Below are 18,427 nucleotides of genomic sequence, written 5' to 3'. Positions count from 1 at the left end.
TGAAAATGGCTTTTCCGCTCAGAAGGCGATGAATTGCCTCTCCCGCAAAACGTCCATCCGCGATTGCTTCGATGGCGGTAGCTGGGCCACGGCGGAAGTCTCCACCCGCAAAAACATTTTCCAAGCCAGTGTACATCGTGTTTTCATCCACAATCGCGGTTTGCCAACGGCTGAGCGGAAGCTCTTTTCCCGCGATTCGGTTTTGGGGATCGGCAAAAACCTCCACATCCGGAATCTGGGAAATGGCAGCGATAATGGAATCAAAACCTTCGGTGAAAAACTCACCTGTTGGTTCGGGACGCCGTCTTCCGCTGGAATCGGGCTCGCCCAGCCTCATCTTTTCGATGGTCACCTTGTTCAATTTGCCATTTTTACCGTGATATTCCACCGGGTTGCACAGGTAGTGGAAAACCACTCCTTCCTGCTCGGCGGCGTCAATTTCAAAAGCTTCGGCAGGCATTTCGTCCTTGGTGCGGCGATAGATAACACTGACCTCACAACCCAGGCGGATAGCGGTGCGAGCGCAATCGATAGCCGTGTTTCCACCCCCAACGATGGCCACTTTTTTGCCCAAAGCAGGTGTGTTTCCAAGGCTGCGCTCTTTCAGGAAATCCACGCCCAGGTAGCAACCTTCAAGGTCGGAGCCTTTAACCGGCATTGCCACTGCTTTTTGCGCGCCGATGGCAAGGTAAACCGCGTCGTAACCTGTTCTGAGCCCCTCAAGTGTGAATTCTTTGCCCAAACTGACGCCATATTCAATCTTCATACCGTTGGCGCACATCAGCTCTATTTCGCTGTCCAATATATCTTTGGGAAGCCGGTATTCCGGAATTCCATAGCGCAGCCAGCCTCCCGCTTCGGGAGCGGCTTCAAAAACCGTGACTTCGTGTCCCAAATTCGAGAGATAATATCCACAGGTGAGTCCGGAAGGTCCGGCGCCCACAATTGCCACCCTTTTTCCGGATGCCGCGGCTTTTTCGGGGATGTAGCTCCAAAAATCGTTCAGGTCCTCATCGGCGGCGTAACGCTTTAATTGTCTAATGGCTATGGCTTCGTCAACAATCTGTCTCCGGCATTCTCTTTCACAAAAAGCGGGACAAACACGACCGATGGAAAGCGGCATGGGAAGGGTGTCTTTGATAACTTTAACTGCATCGTGATATTGCTTGTTGGCAATCAGCGAAACGTAACTTTGCACATCCACATGGTCGGGACAGGCAAGTTTGCAGGGTGCTTCGCAATCGGCATAGTGATCCGAGATCAGCAGTTCCAACGCCATTTTGCGCGCGGCGTGAATCTCATCGGAATCGGTCACAATCTCCATTCCAGGGCTGATCACTGTTCCGCAGGAAGTCACAAAACCGCGGCGTCCCTTCACTTCAACCGCGCAAACCCAGCAGGAGCCATAAGGATTCAGCTCTTTATCGTCGCAAAGGGTTGGAATTTCAATGCCGTGGCGTCGGGCGAGTTCCAGGACGGTGATCCCGGCTTCTGCTTTAACTTGTTTTCCGTTCAGGGTTACCGTGATCATTCATTTATCCTTTTGTGATGGCATCGAATTTGCAGACTTTGTAGCACTGTCCACATTGGATGCACTGGCTTTGATCGATGAGGTGGGGCTTTTTCACATATCCGGAAATGCAGTTTACAGGACAGGCACGCGCGCAGGCGGTGCAGCCGATACATTTATCAGGATGGATTTCATAGCGCAAAAGAACGGTGCAAACCCCTGCGGGACAGCGGTTTTCGTTTATATGCGCCAGATATTCTTCTCTAAAATACTTCAAAGTGGTTAAAACCGGATTTGGCGCGGATTGCCCCAGTCCGCACAGGGAACCTTTGATGATGTTCGTTGCCAGTTCTTCAAGTTTATCAAGGTCTTCGGGCACTCCCTTGCCCTCGGTGATGCGGGTGAGAATTTCCAACATGCGCCGCGTTCCAATTCGGCAAAATGTACATTTTCCGCAGGATTCGTTTTGGGTGAAATTCAAGAAATAGCGAGCCACGTCAACCATGCAAGTGCCGGAATCCATCACCACCATTCCACCCGAACCCATGATGGCGCCTGTGGCGGTGATGCTGTCGTAATCCACAATGGTATCAAGCAGTTCCGCGGGCACACAGCCTCCGGAAGGCCCGCCAATCTGCAGCGCTTTGAAGGGTTTGTCGGTTTTCATGCCGCCGCCAACTTTATAGATAATGTCCCGCAGCGTCATTCCCATCGGAATTTCAATCAAACCGCTGCCGGCAATCATTCCAGCCAGGGCGAACACCTTGGTGCCCGGTGATTTATGGGTTCCCATAGCCCTGAAAGCCTGGGCGCCGTTTTGGATAATCCAGGCAATATTTGCCCAGGTTTCCACGTTGTTAATATTTGTGGGTTTGCCCCAAAGTCCGCTTTCCGCCGGGAACGGAGGCCTGATTGTGGGCATACCGCGGCTTCCCTCAATGGAATGAATGAGCGCGGTTTCTTCGCCGCAAACGAAAGCTCCCGCACCTTCCTTGATGTGGAGCTTGAAGCTGAAACCCGTGCCCAGAATGTTGTTTCCCAGATAGTTACGCTCCTGGGCGGCTTTGATGGCAGCATTCAAATGTTTGATGGCGAGCGGATATTCAGCCCGGCAATAGATATAACCTTCATCCGAACCCATGGCGTAGGCGCCTATCATCATGCCTTCCAACACTTTGTGAGGGTCGCCTTCCAGCATGCTGCGATCCATGAACGCGCCGGGGTCGCCTTCGTCGGCATTGCAAATCACATATTTTTTGTCGCTTTTGGATGCCGCGCAGAGTGCCCATTTCAGTCCGGTGGAAAATCCCGCGCCTCCGCGTCCTCGCAAACCGGAGTTTTGGATTTCAGCAATGATGTTTTCCGGGGAAAGTTTCAAAGCTTTGCGCAGGGCGACGTAGCCACCGCGATCTTCATAATCCTGTATCGAAAGCGGATCGATAATCCCACAGTTTTGCAACACGATACGCTTTTGGTTTGCCATCAGTTCATTGTGTTTCGCGGGATGCAGCTCTGCCAAAATTATGTTTGAGGAAGGCAGCTTGCCGCTTTTATATTCTTCCACCAAAGCCAGGATATTCTGAGGATTCACGCGTCCCAGGGTCACTTTTCCCAATTCCAGCCCGCAAAGCTCCACAATCGGCTCTTCAAAACACATGCCGTTGCAGGCGGTTTCCGCAAGCTGGAACGCCCCGGGATGAGCGCCAAGATGCTCTTGCAGTTTGAGATAGACTTCTTCAGCACCGGCGGCAATGCCACAGCTTGCCAGCCCGACTTTCACCATCATTTTATCCATATCAAGCCCCCGCGTCCCTGAAACGATCCAAAATGCCGGGAATCATCTCCGGACTCAGCTTGCCAAAAGTTTGGTCGTCAATCATAATCACCGGCGCCAGGGAACAGCAGCCCAGGCAAGCCACTTCCACCACCGTGAATTGCATATCCTTGGTGGTGCTTTCGTTTAACGCCAAGCCGAGGTTTTCAAAAAGCGAAGCTTTAATCCCATCCGCATCTGAAACATGACAGGCAGTGCCTTTGCAAAGGCGGATGATATGTTTTCCCTGGGGCTGAAGCCGGAAAATTGAATAAAAGGTAGCCACACCGTAAACTTCGGCGGGCGGGATGCCCAGTTCGCTGGCAATATATTGCAGAACAGGGCGGGAAAGATAGCCGTCCAGGCCTTGCACAGCCTGCAATAGCGGTATCAGCGCTCCCTTTTTTTCCCGGTGGGCTGAAATAATCTCATCCAGCCTGCTAAAATCCTGTTCCATCAGGGCTCCTTGTGAGTTTAAATACCACGCTGCAATGAAATACGCAATAAATCCAGCGTGAAAGAACATGATTTTTGTCCTGTGGTCTTTGTCAAACAAAATGTGGCAACAGCGGATTCAAGCCAAATTATTGCACGGATAACGCGTTGAAATTTATAGTTGTTACAAGCTAACCGCTGGGCTTTCAGCCTTTTTTCTGTTTAGTTCCTGAGTTTATTCTCAATGACTTGTTTTCATGCCTTCTTGCTTGCCGCCTTTAGTCTCCCTTATGTTTCAAAAGCAATGTTAAGCGACACAGAGGGTTAGGAGACTTCAACCTCATTTTCAGGAGACTCGTTCTATAATTATGAAGAGACTTTGGAAACCCGTAAAAAATAGCTGTATAAGATCTGGAAGTCTTTAATGGCTGCGTTCCAACACGGACTTTTCTTTCAGGGAGCCAGCAAGATCTTTCTCACTCCCAAGCCTTTCTCTCCTGAGATGATGTAAACCCCTGGCGGGCACTTGCTTCCGCTTTCGTTACGTCCATCCCAATGCCAGTTGTTTTTCCCTTGGGGTTGTAGAGTTTTCACTTTTTGACCCTTGAGGTTGAAAACACGCAAAGTTTGCGCCTCCCCAAGTTTTGTTTGGATGTAAAGCGTTTCCCCAAAAGGATTTGGATAACAGAATAGGGAAGAGGGTGCGGGCAAAAATTCAGCATTGACGGAACTGGCGGAAAAATCGTAGCAGGCAACAAAGCCGCTTTGGATAAAGTCTGAGCCGCTATTCAAAGTTACGCCACCCAGGTTCATCTCTCCGCAATACCAGCCGCAACTATATTCGCGGAAGGCGTCATAGCGCAGCAAATCGGCAATCACATCAGTGTTTTGGCTGCCAAACCAGGTCATGGCAGGTTCATCGAATTCACGTATGAGCAGGCAATCCCAACTGCCTTCAGCAATGGCTTCAAGTCCTTGATAATAAAGCTCTTCCTCAAATGAAGCTGCCAGGCTGTAACCAAAAACATCATGCACGAAAACGGCGCGACCCTTGTCAGAACCAGGCCCACCGATGATTTGAACATTGCTCCAGAGGTTTTCCTCAAAATCGTATTCCGCCAGGAATATATCGTCGGAATCATCCATGCTGCTGTAAGTTACGCCGTCGAAAATCGCCGAACCGGTCACCCTTCCGGTCAGCAAAACCCTGCTTTCGGATTCCGATTGCTTTGAAACGCTGATATTTATGGGGTTGGCGTTCTTTGCCGAGGTCAGGCGCAGGATGGTGCCGTCCACATCATAAACCGCTAAAAACATACCGTTTTGGCTTGGGGTGAGTCCATCAAAATCCGCTCCCACAGAGGATGTGCCGGTGGCGTAAATTTTGCCATCCAATCCCACATCGACCTTGAAACCATAATCAACACCGATTCCGCCGCCATGCCGTGCCCAGAGACAGTTTCCTTGGGGGTCAAAACGTGCCAGGAACATATCGCTGCCGCCGTAAGACTCCAGAATGATGCCATTTCCAAAATCGATTGAGTCTGCAAACCAGCCCGTAATCACAAAATAATCCTCACTATCCACCGCCATGCCATAGCCCATATCGTACAAGGCTCCGCCGAACTTTTTGAGCCACTGCAAGTTACCGTCCGCATCCAGTTTGCCATAAAACACGTCCCAGCTCCCGTTTGAAACCAGTTCAATTCCTTCCACGCTCATCGTGCCATTAAAATAGCCGGTGAAAAAGCAATTGCCCCAATCGTTGTAACCAGTTGCCACGGAAAAACATACATCTTCCTCCGGAGAGCCGAAACTTCGAAACCACTGCTCCTCGCCGGCGAGGGAATATTTGGCAACGTAGGCATCAGGCTCGCCCAGGGCGGGATATTCCTGTCCCATGAAATTCATGGTTTCGCTGAATTGCCCTGCCACCCAAAGCGCGTCGCAGAACGGTGAGGAAGCCATATCCCAAGCTCTCACTTCCGCAGCATCGAGGCTTTTTGCCCAAGTCCATGCCCCTGCGGAAAGCGAAAAAATGACGCAGAAAAACAGCAGGCAAACGATTACATTTTTCATCTTCAAATCCTTGATATACATCTATTTCAGGTCTTTATCCGCGGCGTCGAAAAGCTGACCCAAAAGGTAGGGAAAAACCCCGGTTTCGATGCCAATGCCCACATGGAAGCCCCAACCTTCGAAAGCTGCATTGCGACTGGGCGCACCGGTTGGAATGGAGGGTGCGGGCAAAGCCGCGTCTTCCAGCATCCAATCGCTAATGTCTTGATTCGCATACCAGTTACCGCTCAGAGGCTGTTGATAGCGCGTGCCGGCGTGCAGGTTCAGGTAATTGTGTTTGGCAATCCTGACACCAAGCTGCAATCTGGCTTCCGCGCCCCACTGGCCGTCCCAAATCCTGTAGGTACGTTCTTTTCCGTCTGAAAAAGAGCTGACGTAGCTGTAGTAGCCGATTTCGCTTTGCAGGGGTCTTTGAAATCCGTAATGTCCTGCCACTTCAAGCTGCCCATGCAACAACCCACCAGAGGAAAGCTGTGTCACGCCGAGGTTTACGCTGGCAATATCCACCAGAATGCCCAAATCTTTGGAATCCTGTTCCCAACTGAAAACGGCTTTGTCAACAAGGCTGGCACCAGCCATGAAAGCGGGATAGGTCACACTGTTCGGTCGGGCTGCCTCGCGCTGCCAAAGGTTGATGGCTTTGAAGCGGAAGCCGCTGACGCTCAAAGCGTTATGGTGTGGAGTATATCCTTTTTCATCACCGTTTTCCAAACCAAAATGGTGGTTCGCCTCAAAATTCGCCAACGGCATCAGCGCGAAATGCCAAACGTATTCCTGTCGCCGTTCTGATTTAAGTATTTGCTGATTTAGGTTTTGCGCCGCAAGCTGCAGCGGAGCGAGGCTAATCAACGCTAAAAGAACTAAAAACCAGGGAAAAGTTTGTCTCCGGCGGGTTATTTTCATCGTCATCGAGCTTTCGTTTTTCATCATCATGCGTTTTTTATCCATGTTTTTTCTCAAAAGCTGAAATGGGGCGTTGACGTCAAGGCTTTTCTTGTGGGCGCTGTTTTGGGAAAATTGACGCTGGGTTCGCTCTTTATTCCAACAGCAGTGTTTCCTGGCATCAACCCGTGAGTATCCCGATTCTTTATCGGGAAGCTCACGAGGCATGTATTTGTGACTCTGGCGCTGGAATAAAGAGCGGAGCAGGGGTGATTTAAAAAGAAGATTACAGAGGGGAAAACAACAAATCCGGATGGATGATTGAATTCATATCAAGCCACATCCAAAGCGGCTTGCATCCGCTTCCAGTCAGCATATTTCTGAGGGGGCAAATAAATACTTGACTGATACGGGCGTTTCAATCATATGGATTTCATCAAAGTAAACAGGTGACAGTGAATGACCTTACAGGAAATTGTAAAACTATTGGAAGGCGAAGTTCTTTTCGCCGGTTCTGGATTGGATGTGGAGGTTCCCTGTGCTTTCGCGTCTGACCTAATCAGCGATATCCTCATGTGTACCAAGGAGCCAACCCTGCTTCTCACCGGCCTCACAAACAATCAGGTGATCCGGCTTTCAGACATGATTGACATCGTTGGCATCATTTTTGTGCGTGGCAAACGTCCTATGGATGAAATCACCGAGATGGCCAAAGAACGTGACCTACCCTTGATTTGCACAGATTTAACCATGTATCGCTCCAGCGGTCTGTTATATGGTGCGGGACTTCGTAGCTGTAAAATCTGACATGGCGGAATACTTTCATATCCACAATGGATACGAGCGAGCCGTCAGGGATTTCATTGAAAAACCTCCAGAGGCAGATGTGTCCATGGATTCACCCATCCCGGAAAAGGATTTCAACAGCGCCGGCAAAGGTTCGGCAGAGGTGAAAAACCTGTTGAAACGCCTGGGTGTGAATCCGGAAGTGCTTCGCCGCGTGGCGGTTGCGGCTTACGAGGCAGAGATAAATGTGGCGGCACATTCCCAGGGTGGAATGATGTTGAGCCACGTCTATCCGGATTTGATTCACGTGATTTTTGAAGACGATGGTCCGGGTATCGCGGACATCGAACAAGCCATGATTCCAGGCTATTCCACCGCGGATGAAATGGTGCGTGAGCTTGGTTTTGGAGCTGGTTTGGGCTTGCCAAACATCAAAAAGAATGCTGATGCTCTGCGCATCCGTTCGGAGGAAAATGGAAAGACGCTTTTGGAGTTTCTAATCTTTTTTAATAATGATGAATAAAGAAGAAAGCCAATACTACCACGCTTTACATATTTTGCCGGACAACTGCACTGGCTGCACGGCTTGTGTGCGGGTTTGCCCCACAGAGGCAATCCGCGTTCGAGACCGTAAGGCGTGGATTAACCCAAACCGCTGTGTGGACTGCGGTAAATGTATTGAGGTGTGTCAATTTCACGCCATCATTCCGCACAGCGACCCGCTGGATTTAATCGATAATTTCAAATATAAGATTGCCGTGCTGTCTTCCTCCTATTTTGGCCAGTTTACGGAAGATGTTTCCTATGAGGTTGCAAAACAAGCTGTTTACGAGCTTGGCTTCGATGAGGTTCAGGAAGAGGCAATGGTGACGGAATTCATGATAAACATGATTCGGGATTATATCCGCGCGAATCGTGACATGCGTCCCATCCTGTCCAGCAATTGCCCAACCGTGGTGCGTTTGGTGCAGCTAAAATATCCTTCCCTGCTTCCGAACCTTTTTCATCTGGAAGCGCCGATGAGCATACTCACCAGCTATTTGAGGGAACGTGTGATGGCTCTGAAAGGCATACCGGAAGAGGATATCGGCATCTTTTTAATCGTGCCCTGCCCGGCTCACATGACCGCTGTGCATCAGCCTGAGGGAGCCTATAAACGCCTGCAGGATGGCGCTTTTTCCATCGGCATGATTTATGGCAGGGTGCGCGAGTATATCAAGCAATTGCAAAACAATCCGCCGCAGATAGATACGTATCCGAGAGGGCTCACCTGGGCGCTTTCCGGAGTTCAGGCAGAGCTGGTGGATTGTGAGGATATTCGCACCCTTTCCGTGAACGGCGTTGAAAACGTGATGGAGATTTTGTCCCGGGTGGAAGACCACTATCTGGATCAATATGATTATATAGTTTTGCGAAGCTGTACAAATGGTTGTGTGGGCGGCGCTTTCAACGTTGAAAACCCCTTCGTGGCGATGAGCCGCATCAAGAAAATGATTAAGGATGGGGTGAACAGCAGACTGGATACGATGGGGCTGGCAAAGCTGTATCGTGATGGGGAATTTGATGTTGTGCCCCTGGCGCCGCGTTCCATCCTGGAACTGGATAAAAACATCAAAAAAGCGATTATGAAAATGAAGAAGCTGAACGAGATTCTGACGACACTGCCAGGCTTGAACTGCTGTGCCTGCGGGTCTCCAAGCTGCTATGCCCTCGCCGAAGACATCGTTCAGGGCAAAGCCACAATTGATGACTGTGTGGTGCTGCTCAAGCGTCACAGCAAGGAAGAGGACCAATAAGGAATTGAAAATGATAAATTTGGCAGAATACATGGCCGCGGTCCAGGGGACGAACCACACTCCGAAAGTGGACCCCGAAAAGATAGAAATCAGCGGCGGCTATGTTTGCGATATGCTTAGTGATGTGATGGGTTCGGCACGCGAAGGCCAAGCCTGGATTACGATTATGAAACATCTGAACACGGTGGCAGTTGCCGCGCTGACGGGAATTCCCGCCATTGTTTTTTCCAAGGGAAACGTCCCGGAAGAGAACGTGGTGGAAAAGGCGACTTCTGAAGGAATCTGCCTGATTTCCAGCGAGTTGGACAGCTTCAGCCTGGCTGGCATTCTTTACGGGATGCTGAAATAAAAAACGCGCGATGCGATGGTTCACGGCAGATTTGCATATCCATTCAGTTCTTTCTCCCTGCGGAGGCTTGGAAATGTCGCCCCGGGATGTGGTGGAACGCGCAAAAGCCTGTGGAATAGAGTGGATGGCCATCACAGACCATAATTCTTTGGCAAACTGCCCTGCTTACGAAGCTGCCGCCCGCGCCGGGGGAATTAATTTCACCTGGGGCGTGGAAGTGCAGACTTCCGAAGAGATTCATCTCTTGGTTTATTTTGACGAATGTGAACAGGCAAAAGCCTTTGGCGGCGAGCTTCATGGCTCACTTTTGCCGATTGACAACGACCCTGAATTTTTTGGGGATCAAGTAATCATTGACGAAAATGGTAACATTTTAGGAATGGAACAACGGGCGCTGATAAACTCTTCCGTATGGGATTTGCAAAGCGCTGTGGAAATTGCTCGCAGCTACGGAGGATACTGCGTTCCCGCCCATGTTGACGCCGAAGTGAACAGCCTTTTTGGACAGTTGGGATTTTTGCCGCCGGAACCACGTTTCGACCTGTTTGGCATCACGGCAAGCCTGAAGCTGGATGGTTTTTTGGCTCTGCATCCGGAGCTGGATGGCAAAAGCTTTTTGCGCTGTTCGGACGCTCACTATCTGGCAGATTTGGGCTCGGGAATCAGCAGGGTTTTCGCCCAAAGTCCCCGCGCGGATGAGCTTGCCAAAGCCGCGTTGGGCATCGAAAATAGAAAGATTTTAGTATAAAATACAGAGACAGGAGGAGTTAATGGCTCCCGCGACACAGCAAGACAATCTGTTGTATGACCAACTCAGAGAGGTCATCGCAGCCAGCCGGGAACTGCGCAACCCGCTCATCGAGGTTTTGCGTCAGGCCCAGGAAATCTTTGGTTACCTGCCAGTTGAAGTGCAGGAATTCATTGCCCGGGAAATGGATATCCCGGCAAACAAGGTATTCGGCGTTGTAACTTTTTACAACTTTTTCACCATGACCCCACGTGGGAAATATACCCTCAATATCTGCATGGGCACGGCCTGCTACGTTAAAGGTGCGCCTCGCCTTGCTCAGATGATTGAGGAGGAACTGGGTGTGAAAGTTGGTGAAACAACGGAAGATAACCGCTTTACAGTGAGCGCTGTTCGCTGCGTTGGTGCGTGTTCCTTGGCGCCAGTTTTTGTGATTGGCGACGAAGCATACGGGCGCGTCGACACCAGGGACAAGCTATCCGAGATCCTCAAAAAATACGAATAGGCTGCAAATGCAAGATATATCCCTGCATCTGCTGGACATAATCGAAAACAGCGTCCGGGCCAAAGCCAGGAATATAAAGGTCCGCGTCATCAAGGACGTGGGCACAAATCTTCTGCGCATCATCGTGGAAGATAACGGCACCGGCATGGACAGCGAGACTTTGGCCATGGCCCAAGACCCTTTTTACACCAGCAAAGGTGAGCGTGAAAAGAAGGTGGGGCTGGGTATTCCGCTGTTCAAACAAAACGCGGAGATGAGCAATGGTTCGTTCAAAATGAGCAGCCAGCCGGGTTTCGGCACTGTTCTCACGGTGGATTTTGAATTGAACCACATCGACCGCATGCCCTTGGGCAACCTGAAAGCCACGCTGCTGGGAGCCATAATCGGCCACCCGGAGGTGGATTTCCACATCATTTTAATCCACTGTGAAAGAGGCCGCGAATATTCCTTCCATTTTGAAACCGCGGCCATCAAGGAAGAGCTGGGAGATATTCCGCTCACCTATCCCGATGTGATTGAATACATTGACCAATCTTTACAAGAAGGAATACAAAATACAAGCATGGAGAATGTCTGATGAAAACACTTGCAGACCTCAAAAAAATCCGTGAAAAAGCCCAGGAAGAGATGAAGCTTCGTGGCGGCAGCGTTCGCGTGAAAATCGTGGTGGGGATGGGAACATCCGGCATCGCGATGGGCGCGCGCGAAGTCATGAAGACCTTTCTGGAAGAAATCGCGAACCGTAGCCTCACCGACGTCCTCGTCACCCAGACCGGTGAAAAAGGGCTGGCTTCAATGGAGCCCGTTGTGGACGTTATCGAAGAAGACAAACCCAAGGTCACCTATGGAAACATGAATCCCGACAAGGTTAGAAAGGTGGTGGTTGAGCACATCGTCAATGGCAGGATTGTCTCCGATTATGTGGTTGCCACAGGCAACTAATCTGGGAGGAACGAATGGCTTTGAAAAGAATTGACCTGCTGATTTGTTGTGGCTCAGGCTGCGTTTCGGCAGGCGCACTGAAGATTAAGGAACGTTTTCACACCGTGTTGGACGAACATGGTTTGACCGGTGAGGTAAACCTGATTGAAACAGGCTGCATGGGCCCCTGCGACTATGGTCCAGTGTTGGTTATCTATCCCGAAGGCATCTTCTACAAACATGTGAAAGTGGAGGATGTGGATGATATCGTTTCCGAACATTTTGTGAAGGGACGCCCTGTTCAGCGCCTCATGCTTCAGGAAGATGAAAAAGTTTTTGCCGCCCAAAAAGAAGTGCCTTTTTACCAAAAACAGATTAAAGTGGCGCTGGCAAACTGCGGCTATATCAATCCTGAAAGTTTGGAAGAATACATCGCCACAGGTGGTTATGAAGCCTTGGGAACCGTTTTGACCGAAATGACCCCCCAGGACGCCATCAACGTGGTGAAGGAATCCGGTTTGCGAGGACGCGGAGGCGGAGGATTTCCCACCCATATTAAATGGCAGATGGTTCACAACATCAAGGACGATGAAAAATACATTATCTGCAATGGCGACGAAGGTGACCCCGGCGCGTTTATGGACCGCTCACTTTTGGAAGGTGACCCTCATCGCATCCTGGAAGGGATGATGTTGGGCGCATATTCCATCGGCGCGTCCAAAGGATTTTTCTATATCCGCGCGGAATATCCCCTTGCCATTCAGCGCATCAAGGGTGCCATCGCTCAGGCAAAAGAAGTTGGCCTCATGGGCAAAAACATCTTCGGCTCGAACTTTTGCTTCGACGCTGAGGTTCGCACCGGAGCCGGCGCTTTCGTTTGTGGCGAGGAAATGGCTCTAATCCACTCCCTGGAAGGGGAGCGCGGAAACCCCACACCCAAACCGCCCTATCCTGCAACGAAGGGACTTTGGGAAAAACCAACCGTGGTGAACAACGTGGAAACCATGGCCAACCTGCCCACAATATTCCTGAAAGGCGCGCAGTGGTTTTCCGAAATGGGAACCAAAACCAGCAAGGGAACCAAGGTTTTTGCCCTCACTGGTGACATCAACAACACCGGCCTCGTGGAAGTTCCCATGGGAATCACCCTGCGTGAGCTGATTTACGATGTTGGCGGCGGCATGACCGGTGGCCATCCTTTCAAGGCGGTTCAGCTTGGCGGACCCTCAGGTGGCTGCCTCACTGTCGAACACCTTGACGTTGGTGTGGATTATGAAAGCCTGAAAGAACGCGGAGCCATGATGGGTTCCGGCGGCGTCATCGTGATGAACGACAAAAAGTGCATGGTGAACGTTGCCAAGTTCTTCATCGAATTCTGCGTGGAGGAATCCTGCGGAAAATGCCCGCCCTGCCGCATCGGTCTGAAACAGATGTATAACATTCTGGACCGCATCACCAAAGGCAAGGGCAGGGAAGGTGATTTGGACGAATTGCAGCGCCTGGGCGAAGCCATCAACAAGCTTTCGCTTTGCGGCCTCGGTCAAACCGCGCCCAATCCCGTGCTTTCCACCATCCGCTATTTCCGCAACGAATATGAAGCCCATATTCGGGACAAAACCTGTCCCACAAAGGTTTGCACAGACCTGTTCTATTTCAATATAGATAAAGAACGCTGCATCGGCTGTTCGCTTTGCTCGCGCAAATGCCCTGTGGAATGCATCAGCGGTTCCCGCGAGGAAAAATACACCATCCACCAGGTGGATTGCATCAAATGTGGCAATTGCCAGGACGTTTGTCCGGTTAATGCCATCGACCGCATCCCCGGTATACATGTCGACGTAACAAAAAATCAAGAGCGCTTGGCCCGTTTGGCCGATGATGACGATTAAAGAAAGGAGGAACCATGTACACAGAGATCTGTAACAAATACACTCCTGAAAAACACAACCTCATTCAGATCCTGCACGAGATCCAAGACACTCATCCACAGCATTATATCTCAGACGAGGCGGTGCAAACTGTGGCGAAATATCTGGGCATTGCCGAAAACCATATCTATGGCGTGCTCACATTCTACACAATGTACAGCACCAAGCCACGCGGTAAAAATATAATCCGTCTCTGCGAATCCCCGCCCTGCCACATCAAAGGCAGCCAAAACATCCTGCGCAAGCTCAAAGCCCTGCTGGATGTCCAAACTGGGGAAACCACGCGGGACGGGCTTTTCACCCTGGAACTTTGCGCCTGCCTGGGAGTTTGTGGAAACGCTCCCGTGATGATGATTAACAACGATGTCTATGGCGACCTCACAGATGAAAGAGTCGAGGAAATCATCGAAAAGATCAGAAGGGGGAACCAATGAAATTCTATCGCAGCCATATCCTGGTGGGAATAAATGAAACCTCCCTGCAAGCCGGGGTGGAGGATTTTCTCCACAGCCTCAGAGCGGAGCTTTCCAAACACCATCTCCAGGAAGAGGTGAACGTGCTTGAAACCGGCCCCCTGGGCTTTTTCGGGCGCGGAATCTGCCTCAGCGTCTATCCGGAAAACATCAACTATCAAGATGTTAAGCTGGAAGACATCCCGGAATTGGTGGAAGAACACTTCCTGAAAGGACGTCCTGTGGGACGTTTGATGCTGGACGCAATTGGGAAATTCACCCCCAAATTCGACTATCAAAACCGCATCGTCCTGCGCAATTCCGGCCTCATCGACCCCGAAAGCATTGATGAATACATCGGCTTTGGTGGTTATGAAGCCTGGGAAAGAGCGCTCACTCAGATGCAGCCCATCGATATTGTGAACGAAGTGAAAAAATCCGGCCTCCAAGGACGCGGCGGTGCCGGCTTCCCCACTGGGGTGAAATGGAGCTTCACGGCTCCCATCGAAGCACCCCAAAAATATGTGGTGGTGAATGCCGACGAAGGCGAGCCTGGCACTTTTAAAGACCGCCTCATCATGGAAGGTGACCCACACCAACTGCTTGAAGGCACAATGATTTGCGCCCGCGCGGTTGGCGCCACCAAAGCCTGGATTTACATCCGTGGAGAATACAAACTCTGCATCGAGCGCCTGCAAAAAGCCATCGATAAATGCCGCGAATATGGCATCATTGGCGAAAACATCTTCGGTTCCGGCTTCGACCTGGATATCGAGATTAAGATTGGCGCCGGCGCCTACGTTTGCGGAGAGGAAACCGCCCTCATCGAATCTTTGGAAGGAAACCGCGGTCACCCACGCTGGAAACCGCCTTTCCCCGGCGTTGAAGGCCTCTGGAAGGCTCCCACTGTTGTGAACAACGTGGAAACCCTTGCCAACGTTCCCTTCATCATCAAAGAAGGCGCGGATGCCTACAAAAAACACGGCACTCCGGATGCAGCCGGCACCAAGGTTTACACCATTTTGGGCGACGTCGCGCATCCCGGCCTCTGCGAAGTTGATATGGGCACAACCCTGCGCACCATCATCAACGAGCATGGCGGCGGCATGAAAAAAGGCTTCCGCTTCAAAGCCGCTCTCGTGGGCGGAGCTGCGGGCGTTTTCCTGCCTGAAAAAATGCTGGATGTAAACATGGATTTTGCCAGTTTGAAGGATTATGCCGCTGTTTTGGGCTCGGGCGCCATTTTGGTGATAAACGAGCATCAAAGCATCGTGGATGTCCTCTGGTCAATCCTGAGGTTTTTCCGTCATGAATCCTGCGGAAAATGCGCTCCCTGCCGCAACGGCTCCCAACAGCTTTACAAGCTGATTACCAAAATCAAAAAAGGAAATGGCAGCATGGACGATGTCGAGCTCATGCTCACCATCGCTGAAACCATGTTCGCAACAAGCTTCTGCGCGCTGGGACAATCCCCTGTATTGGTCATACGTTCCGCCGTCGAATACTTCCGTGACGAATTCATCGCGATAACAAAAAAGTAAGATAAAGAGGTTTAGAAATGGCTAAAACTGTAAATATCTGGATCGATGGCCAGCATCTGGAAGTTCCGGACACCATGACCATCATCGAAGCCGCCGATAAACACGGGATTTACATCCCCAGGCTGTGCTATCATCCCGACCTGCCGCCAACCGCAAATTGTGGCGTCTGCGTTGTGGAAATCGAAGGCACACCCGCCCCCAAAAGGGCATGTTGCACCCCCGTGAATGAAGGAATGAAGGTGGCAACAAACAGCAAACACCTGCGCTCATACCGCAAAACCCTCATTGAAATGATTCTTTCAAACCACGATGTGACCTGCCCCACCTGCGTGGCAAACAACAAATGTGAATTGCAAACCCTGGCGAACAATCTGGGCGTCGACCCTGAAGCAATGCCCACCATCCTGGACCGCAAGCCCGTGGATGAAAGCTCACTTTCCATCATCCGTGACGTGAATAAATGTATCTCCTGCGGACGCTGCATCACCGTTTGCAACGAAGTGCAGACCGTTTTTGCCATCACCATGACGGACCGCGGAATCGGCTCCCATGTGGACACTCCCTTCGGAATGGGCATGGCAAACAGCCCCTGCGTAAACTGCGGACAATGCACAGTTTATTGCCCAACCGGCGCTCTGCGTGAACGCGGCGAAATCGACGAAGTTTGGGATGCCATCCTGGACCCGGACAAACATGTCATCGTTCAGGAAGCTCCCTCTGTCCGTGTTTCCCTGGGTGAGGATTTTGGTCTTCCCCTCGGCGCGGTCACACCCAAGAAAATGTATGCCGCTCTGCGTAAAATCGGTTTCGACAGCGTGATGGACACAAACTTCACCGCCGACCTCACCATCCTGGAAGAGGGAACCGAATGTGTGGAAAAACTTAAAGCGGGCGAAAAACGCCCCCTCATCACTTCCTGCTCTCCTGGCTGGATTAAATTCATGGAAACCTACTATCCCGACCTCGCGGATTGCGTTTCCACCGCAAAATCCCCCATGAGCATGTTTGGCGTGCTTTCCAAAACCTATTACGCGAAGGAAAACAACATCGACCCCGCCAAAATCGTCTCTGTGGCTGTCATGCCCTGCACCGCCAAAAAATTCGAAGCCCGCCGTCCCGAACTGCGTGACTCCGGATTCCAGGATACAGACTATGTGCTCACCACCCGCGAACTCATCCGCATGATTAAGGAAGCCGGCATCGACTTTGCCAATCTGCCGGAAGAAGAACCGGACGAAGGCATGAGCTTCTATTCCGGCGCTGGAACCATCTTTGGTGCCACCGGCGGTGTGATGGAAGCTGCCATCCGTTCCGCCTATTTCCTGGTTACGGGAAAAGAACTTGAGCACCTGGACATCGACGCTGTCCGTGGTCTCCAAGGCGTGAAGGAAGCTGCCATCGACATTCCCGGCTTTGGCGAAGTGCGCGTTGCGGTTGCCCACGGCCTCAGCAATGCCCGCATCGTGATGGACCGCGTGCGCGAAAGCCTTGCCACCACAGGCGAATCACCCTGGCACTTCATCGAAATCATGGCCTGCCCTGGTGGTTGCGTTGGTGGCGGTGGTCAGCCTTATGGAAATGACATCGCTTCCCGTGCCCGCCGCGGACTTTCTCTCTATGAAGAAGATCGCAGCCTTCCCGTGCGTCAATCCCACAAAAATCCCGAAGTCGTCAAAATCTATGAGCGTTTCCTGGGCGCACCTCTTTCACCCCTGGCGCTTAAACTGCTCCACACCTACTATTTCAAACGCTCTGTGAGCGATGGACAGGTCGTGGAACAAGTCACCGAAAAACACACTGCCCACTAAAAAAGGCTAAAATAACATCTCAGAAGGCGGGACTTTGTTCCCGCCTTTTGTTTTGCCGGGAAGATTTTCCTCTTTCGCCCCTTTTTTCTTTCTCAGGATATGCGTTCGATGGAAAATGAACCGCGTTGAAACCGGGGCTGCTCCGTAATCTCAGGCTATCGGGTTCTGAAGCCACATTTGCATTTCATTTTCACATTGAATGTCCTCCGAGTTTTTTTCAGTCTGTTTTTTTTGCGCGCTAATAAAAACATCCTTCTATATATATAGGGGCAGAATTTGGGGGTTTGTCAAGGGGTTTTCCGCAGGTTTTTTGTGTCACGCAGATTACGCCTATAACGCTGATTTTAGGGTTGTGGGGTTTTATCGTTCCGCTGCGCGTCATTCTGAGCACCAGCGAAGAATCCAGCCCGTGATTTTTAATAGATTAGGGATGCACAGGATGATGAAGATGAAAAAGGGATTACGTTTTAGGGTTTTGCGTTTTAGCGTTATAGGGTTCAAATAGTTTGCGAACTAACTGCGGAATAGCGAGTCGGAACACCGGATTCATCCGGTCGTTGGTGCCAGATTCATCTGGCACAATGTCCTTTCGATCACTCAGCTCCGCTCTTTAGGCAGAAACCCCGCGCCCATGCGTCATTCTGAGCATCAGCGAAGAATCCAGCCCGTGATTTTTAATAGATTAGGGATGCACAGGATGATGAAGATGAAAAAGTGATTACGTTTTAGGGTTTTGCGTTTTAGCGTTTTAGGGTTCAAAAAGGTTGCTAACTAACTGCGGAATAGCGAGTTGGAACACCGGATTCATCCGGTCGTTGGTGCCAGATTCATCTGGCACAATGTCCTTTCGATCACTCAGCTCCGCTCTTTAGGC

The 18,427-nt window shown here is 50.9% G+C and carries 17 protein-coding genes; 12 read left to right on the top strand and 5 right to left on the bottom strand.

Annotation, left to right across the window (positions count from 1 at the left end):
- From GX135_01180 to GX135_01160, 5 genes are all read right to left on the bottom strand, one after another.
- On the bottom strand, positions 1-1,531 hold a 1,531-nt coding region (locus tag GX135_01180), incomplete at its 3' end, for an FAD-dependent oxidoreductase (GenBank protein ID NLN84700.1).
- Between the two features lie 4 nt (positions 1,532-1,535).
- Positions 1,536-3,305 carry an NADH-quinone oxidoreductase subunit NuoF gene (locus GX135_01175; protein NLN84699.1) on the bottom strand — a complete coding sequence of 590 codons (1,770 nt, stop codon included), beginning with the start codon at positions 3,303-3,305 and terminating at the stop codon, positions 1,536-1,538.
- A gap of 1 nt (position 3,306) precedes the next feature.
- A complete protein-coding gene (gene nuoE, locus GX135_01170) occupies positions 3,307-3,783 on the bottom strand; it encodes an NADH-quinone oxidoreductase subunit NuoE (protein NLN84698.1) in 477 nt (158 codons plus the stop codon).
- Positions 3,784-4,211: 428 nt separating this feature from the next.
- Complete coding sequence (locus GX135_01165; GenBank protein ID NLN84697.1) at positions 4,212-5,837, bottom strand: T9SS type A sorting domain-containing protein; 1,626 nt, start codon at positions 5,835-5,837, stop codon at positions 4,212-4,214.
- A 21-nt stretch (positions 5,838-5,858) separates the two neighbouring features.
- The gene (locus tag GX135_01160) at positions 5,859-6,785 is read right to left on the bottom strand and encodes a hypothetical protein (GenBank protein NLN84696.1); all 927 of its coding nucleotides are present in this window, start codon (positions 6,783-6,785) and stop codon (positions 5,859-5,861) included.
- Between the two features lie 393 nt (positions 6,786-7,178).
- Here GX135_01160 and GX135_01155 point away from each other — a divergent pair, with 393 nt between their 5' ends.
- From GX135_01155 to GX135_01100, 12 genes are all read left to right on the top strand, one after another.
- Positions 7,179-7,526: a transcriptional regulator gene (locus tag GX135_01155; GenBank protein NLN84695.1), complete on the top strand. Its 348-nt coding sequence runs from the start codon at positions 7,179-7,181 to the stop codon at positions 7,524-7,526.
- A 1-nt stretch (position 7,527) separates the two neighbouring features.
- On the top strand, positions 7,528-8,028 hold the full coding sequence (locus tag GX135_01150) for an ATP-binding protein (GenBank protein ID NLN84694.1): 501 nt from the start codon (positions 7,528-7,530) through the stop codon (positions 8,026-8,028).
- Positions 8,021-9,301 (top strand): 4Fe-4S binding protein, encoded by a 1,281-nt coding sequence (locus tag GX135_01145; protein ID NLN84693.1) that lies wholly within the window; start codon positions 8,021-8,023, stop codon positions 9,299-9,301. The genes GX135_01150 and GX135_01145 overlap by 8 nt, the downstream gene beginning before the upstream one ends.
- Positions 9,302-9,311: 10 nt before the next feature.
- Positions 9,312-9,650, top strand: coding sequence for a hypothetical protein (locus GX135_01140; protein ID NLN84692.1), 339 nt, complete (start codon positions 9,312-9,314; stop codon positions 9,648-9,650).
- A 67-nt stretch (positions 9,651-9,717) separates the two neighbouring features.
- The gene (locus GX135_01135; protein NLN84691.1) at positions 9,718-10,398 is read left to right on the top strand and encodes a PHP domain-containing protein; all 681 of its coding nucleotides are present in this window, start codon (positions 9,718-9,720) and stop codon (positions 10,396-10,398) included.
- Positions 10,399-10,420: 22 nt separating this feature from the next.
- A complete protein-coding gene (locus GX135_01130) occupies positions 10,421-10,903 on the top strand; it encodes an NAD(P)H-dependent oxidoreductase subunit E (GenBank protein ID NLN84690.1) in 483 nt (160 codons plus the stop codon).
- A gap of 7 nt (positions 10,904-10,910) precedes the next feature.
- Positions 10,911-11,480: a sensor histidine kinase gene (locus GX135_01125; protein ID NLN84689.1), complete on the top strand. Its 570-nt coding sequence runs from the start codon at positions 10,911-10,913 to the stop codon at positions 11,478-11,480.
- Positions 11,480-11,845, top strand: a complete 366-nt coding sequence (locus tag GX135_01120; GenBank protein ID NLN84688.1) for a (2Fe-2S) ferredoxin domain-containing protein — start codon at positions 11,480-11,482, stop codon at positions 11,843-11,845. Before GX135_01125 ends, GX135_01120 begins: the two co-directional genes overlap by 1 nt.
- A gap of 14 nt (positions 11,846-11,859) precedes the next feature.
- The gene (locus GX135_01115; protein ID NLN84687.1) at positions 11,860-13,713 is read left to right on the top strand and encodes a 4Fe-4S binding protein; all 1,854 of its coding nucleotides are present in this window, start codon (positions 11,860-11,862) and stop codon (positions 13,711-13,713) included.
- A 14-nt stretch (positions 13,714-13,727) separates the two neighbouring features.
- Positions 13,728-14,186: an NADH-quinone oxidoreductase subunit NuoE gene (gene nuoE, locus GX135_01110; protein ID NLN84686.1), complete on the top strand. Its 459-nt coding sequence runs from the start codon at positions 13,728-13,730 to the stop codon at positions 14,184-14,186.
- The gene (gene nuoF, locus GX135_01105) at positions 14,183-15,745 is read left to right on the top strand and encodes an NADH-quinone oxidoreductase subunit NuoF (protein ID NLN84685.1); all 1,563 of its coding nucleotides are present in this window, start codon (positions 14,183-14,185) and stop codon (positions 15,743-15,745) included. The genes nuoE (GX135_01110) and nuoF overlap by 4 nt, the downstream gene beginning before the upstream one ends.
- Before the next feature lie 17 nt (positions 15,746-15,762).
- Complete coding sequence (locus GX135_01100; protein ID NLN84684.1) at positions 15,763-17,553, top strand: 2Fe-2S iron-sulfur cluster binding domain-containing protein; 1,791 nt, start codon at positions 15,763-15,765, stop codon at positions 17,551-17,553.
- Positions 17,554-18,427: the final 874 nt, after the last annotated feature.

It is taken from the genome of Candidatus Cloacimonadota bacterium (assembly GCA_012522635.1).
Lineage (GTDB): Bacteria > Cloacimonadota > Cloacimonadia > Cloacimonadales > Cloacimonadaceae > Syntrophosphaera.
The sequence above is the reverse complement of the archived record's forward strand: the minus strand, read 5'-3'. Positions and strand labels throughout refer to the sequence as shown.

What these genes read in the sequence shown, in the direction of transcription:
- GX135_01175 (NLN84699.1), bottom strand. Translation starts at nt 3,305, where the DNA reads ATGGATAAAATGATGGTGAAAGTCGGGCTGGCAAGCTGTGGCATTGCC.
- GX135_01130 (NLN84690.1), top strand. Translation starts at nt 10,421, where the DNA reads ATGGCTCCCGCGACACAGCAAGACAATCTGTTGTATGACCAACTCAGA.
- GX135_01160 (NLN84696.1), bottom strand. Translation starts at nt 6,785, where the DNA reads ATGGATAAAAAACGCATGATGATGAAAAACGAAAGCTCGATGACGATG.
- GX135_01145 (NLN84693.1), top strand. Translation starts at nt 8,021, where the DNA reads ATGAATAAAGAAGAAAGCCAATACTACCACGCTTTACATATTTTGCCG.
- GX135_01125 (NLN84689.1), top strand. Translation starts at nt 10,911, where the DNA reads ATGCAAGATATATCCCTGCATCTGCTGGACATAATCGAAAACAGCGTC.
- GX135_01100 (NLN84684.1), top strand. Translation starts at nt 15,763, where the DNA reads ATGGCTAAAACTGTAAATATCTGGATCGATGGCCAGCATCTGGAAGTT.
- nuoE (NLN84686.1), top strand. Translation starts at nt 13,728, where the DNA reads ATGTACACAGAGATCTGTAACAAATACACTCCTGAAAAACACAACCTC.
- GX135_01165 (NLN84697.1), bottom strand. Translation starts at nt 5,837, where the DNA reads ATGAAAAATGTAATCGTTTGCCTGCTGTTTTTCTGCGTCATTTTTTCG.
- GX135_01150 (NLN84694.1), top strand. Translation starts at nt 7,528, where the DNA reads ATGGCGGAATACTTTCATATCCACAATGGATACGAGCGAGCCGTCAGG.
- GX135_01120 (NLN84688.1), top strand. Translation starts at nt 11,480, where the DNA reads ATGAAAACACTTGCAGACCTCAAAAAAATCCGTGAAAAAGCCCAGGAA.
- GX135_01155 (NLN84695.1), top strand. Translation starts at nt 7,179, where the DNA reads ATGACCTTACAGGAAATTGTAAAACTATTGGAAGGCGAAGTTCTTTTC.
- GX135_01140 (NLN84692.1), top strand. Translation starts at nt 9,312, where the DNA reads ATGATAAATTTGGCAGAATACATGGCCGCGGTCCAGGGGACGAACCAC.
- nuoF (NLN84685.1), top strand. Translation starts at nt 14,183, where the DNA reads ATGAAATTCTATCGCAGCCATATCCTGGTGGGAATAAATGAAACCTCC.
- GX135_01115 (NLN84687.1), top strand. Translation starts at nt 11,860, where the DNA reads ATGGCTTTGAAAAGAATTGACCTGCTGATTTGTTGTGGCTCAGGCTGC.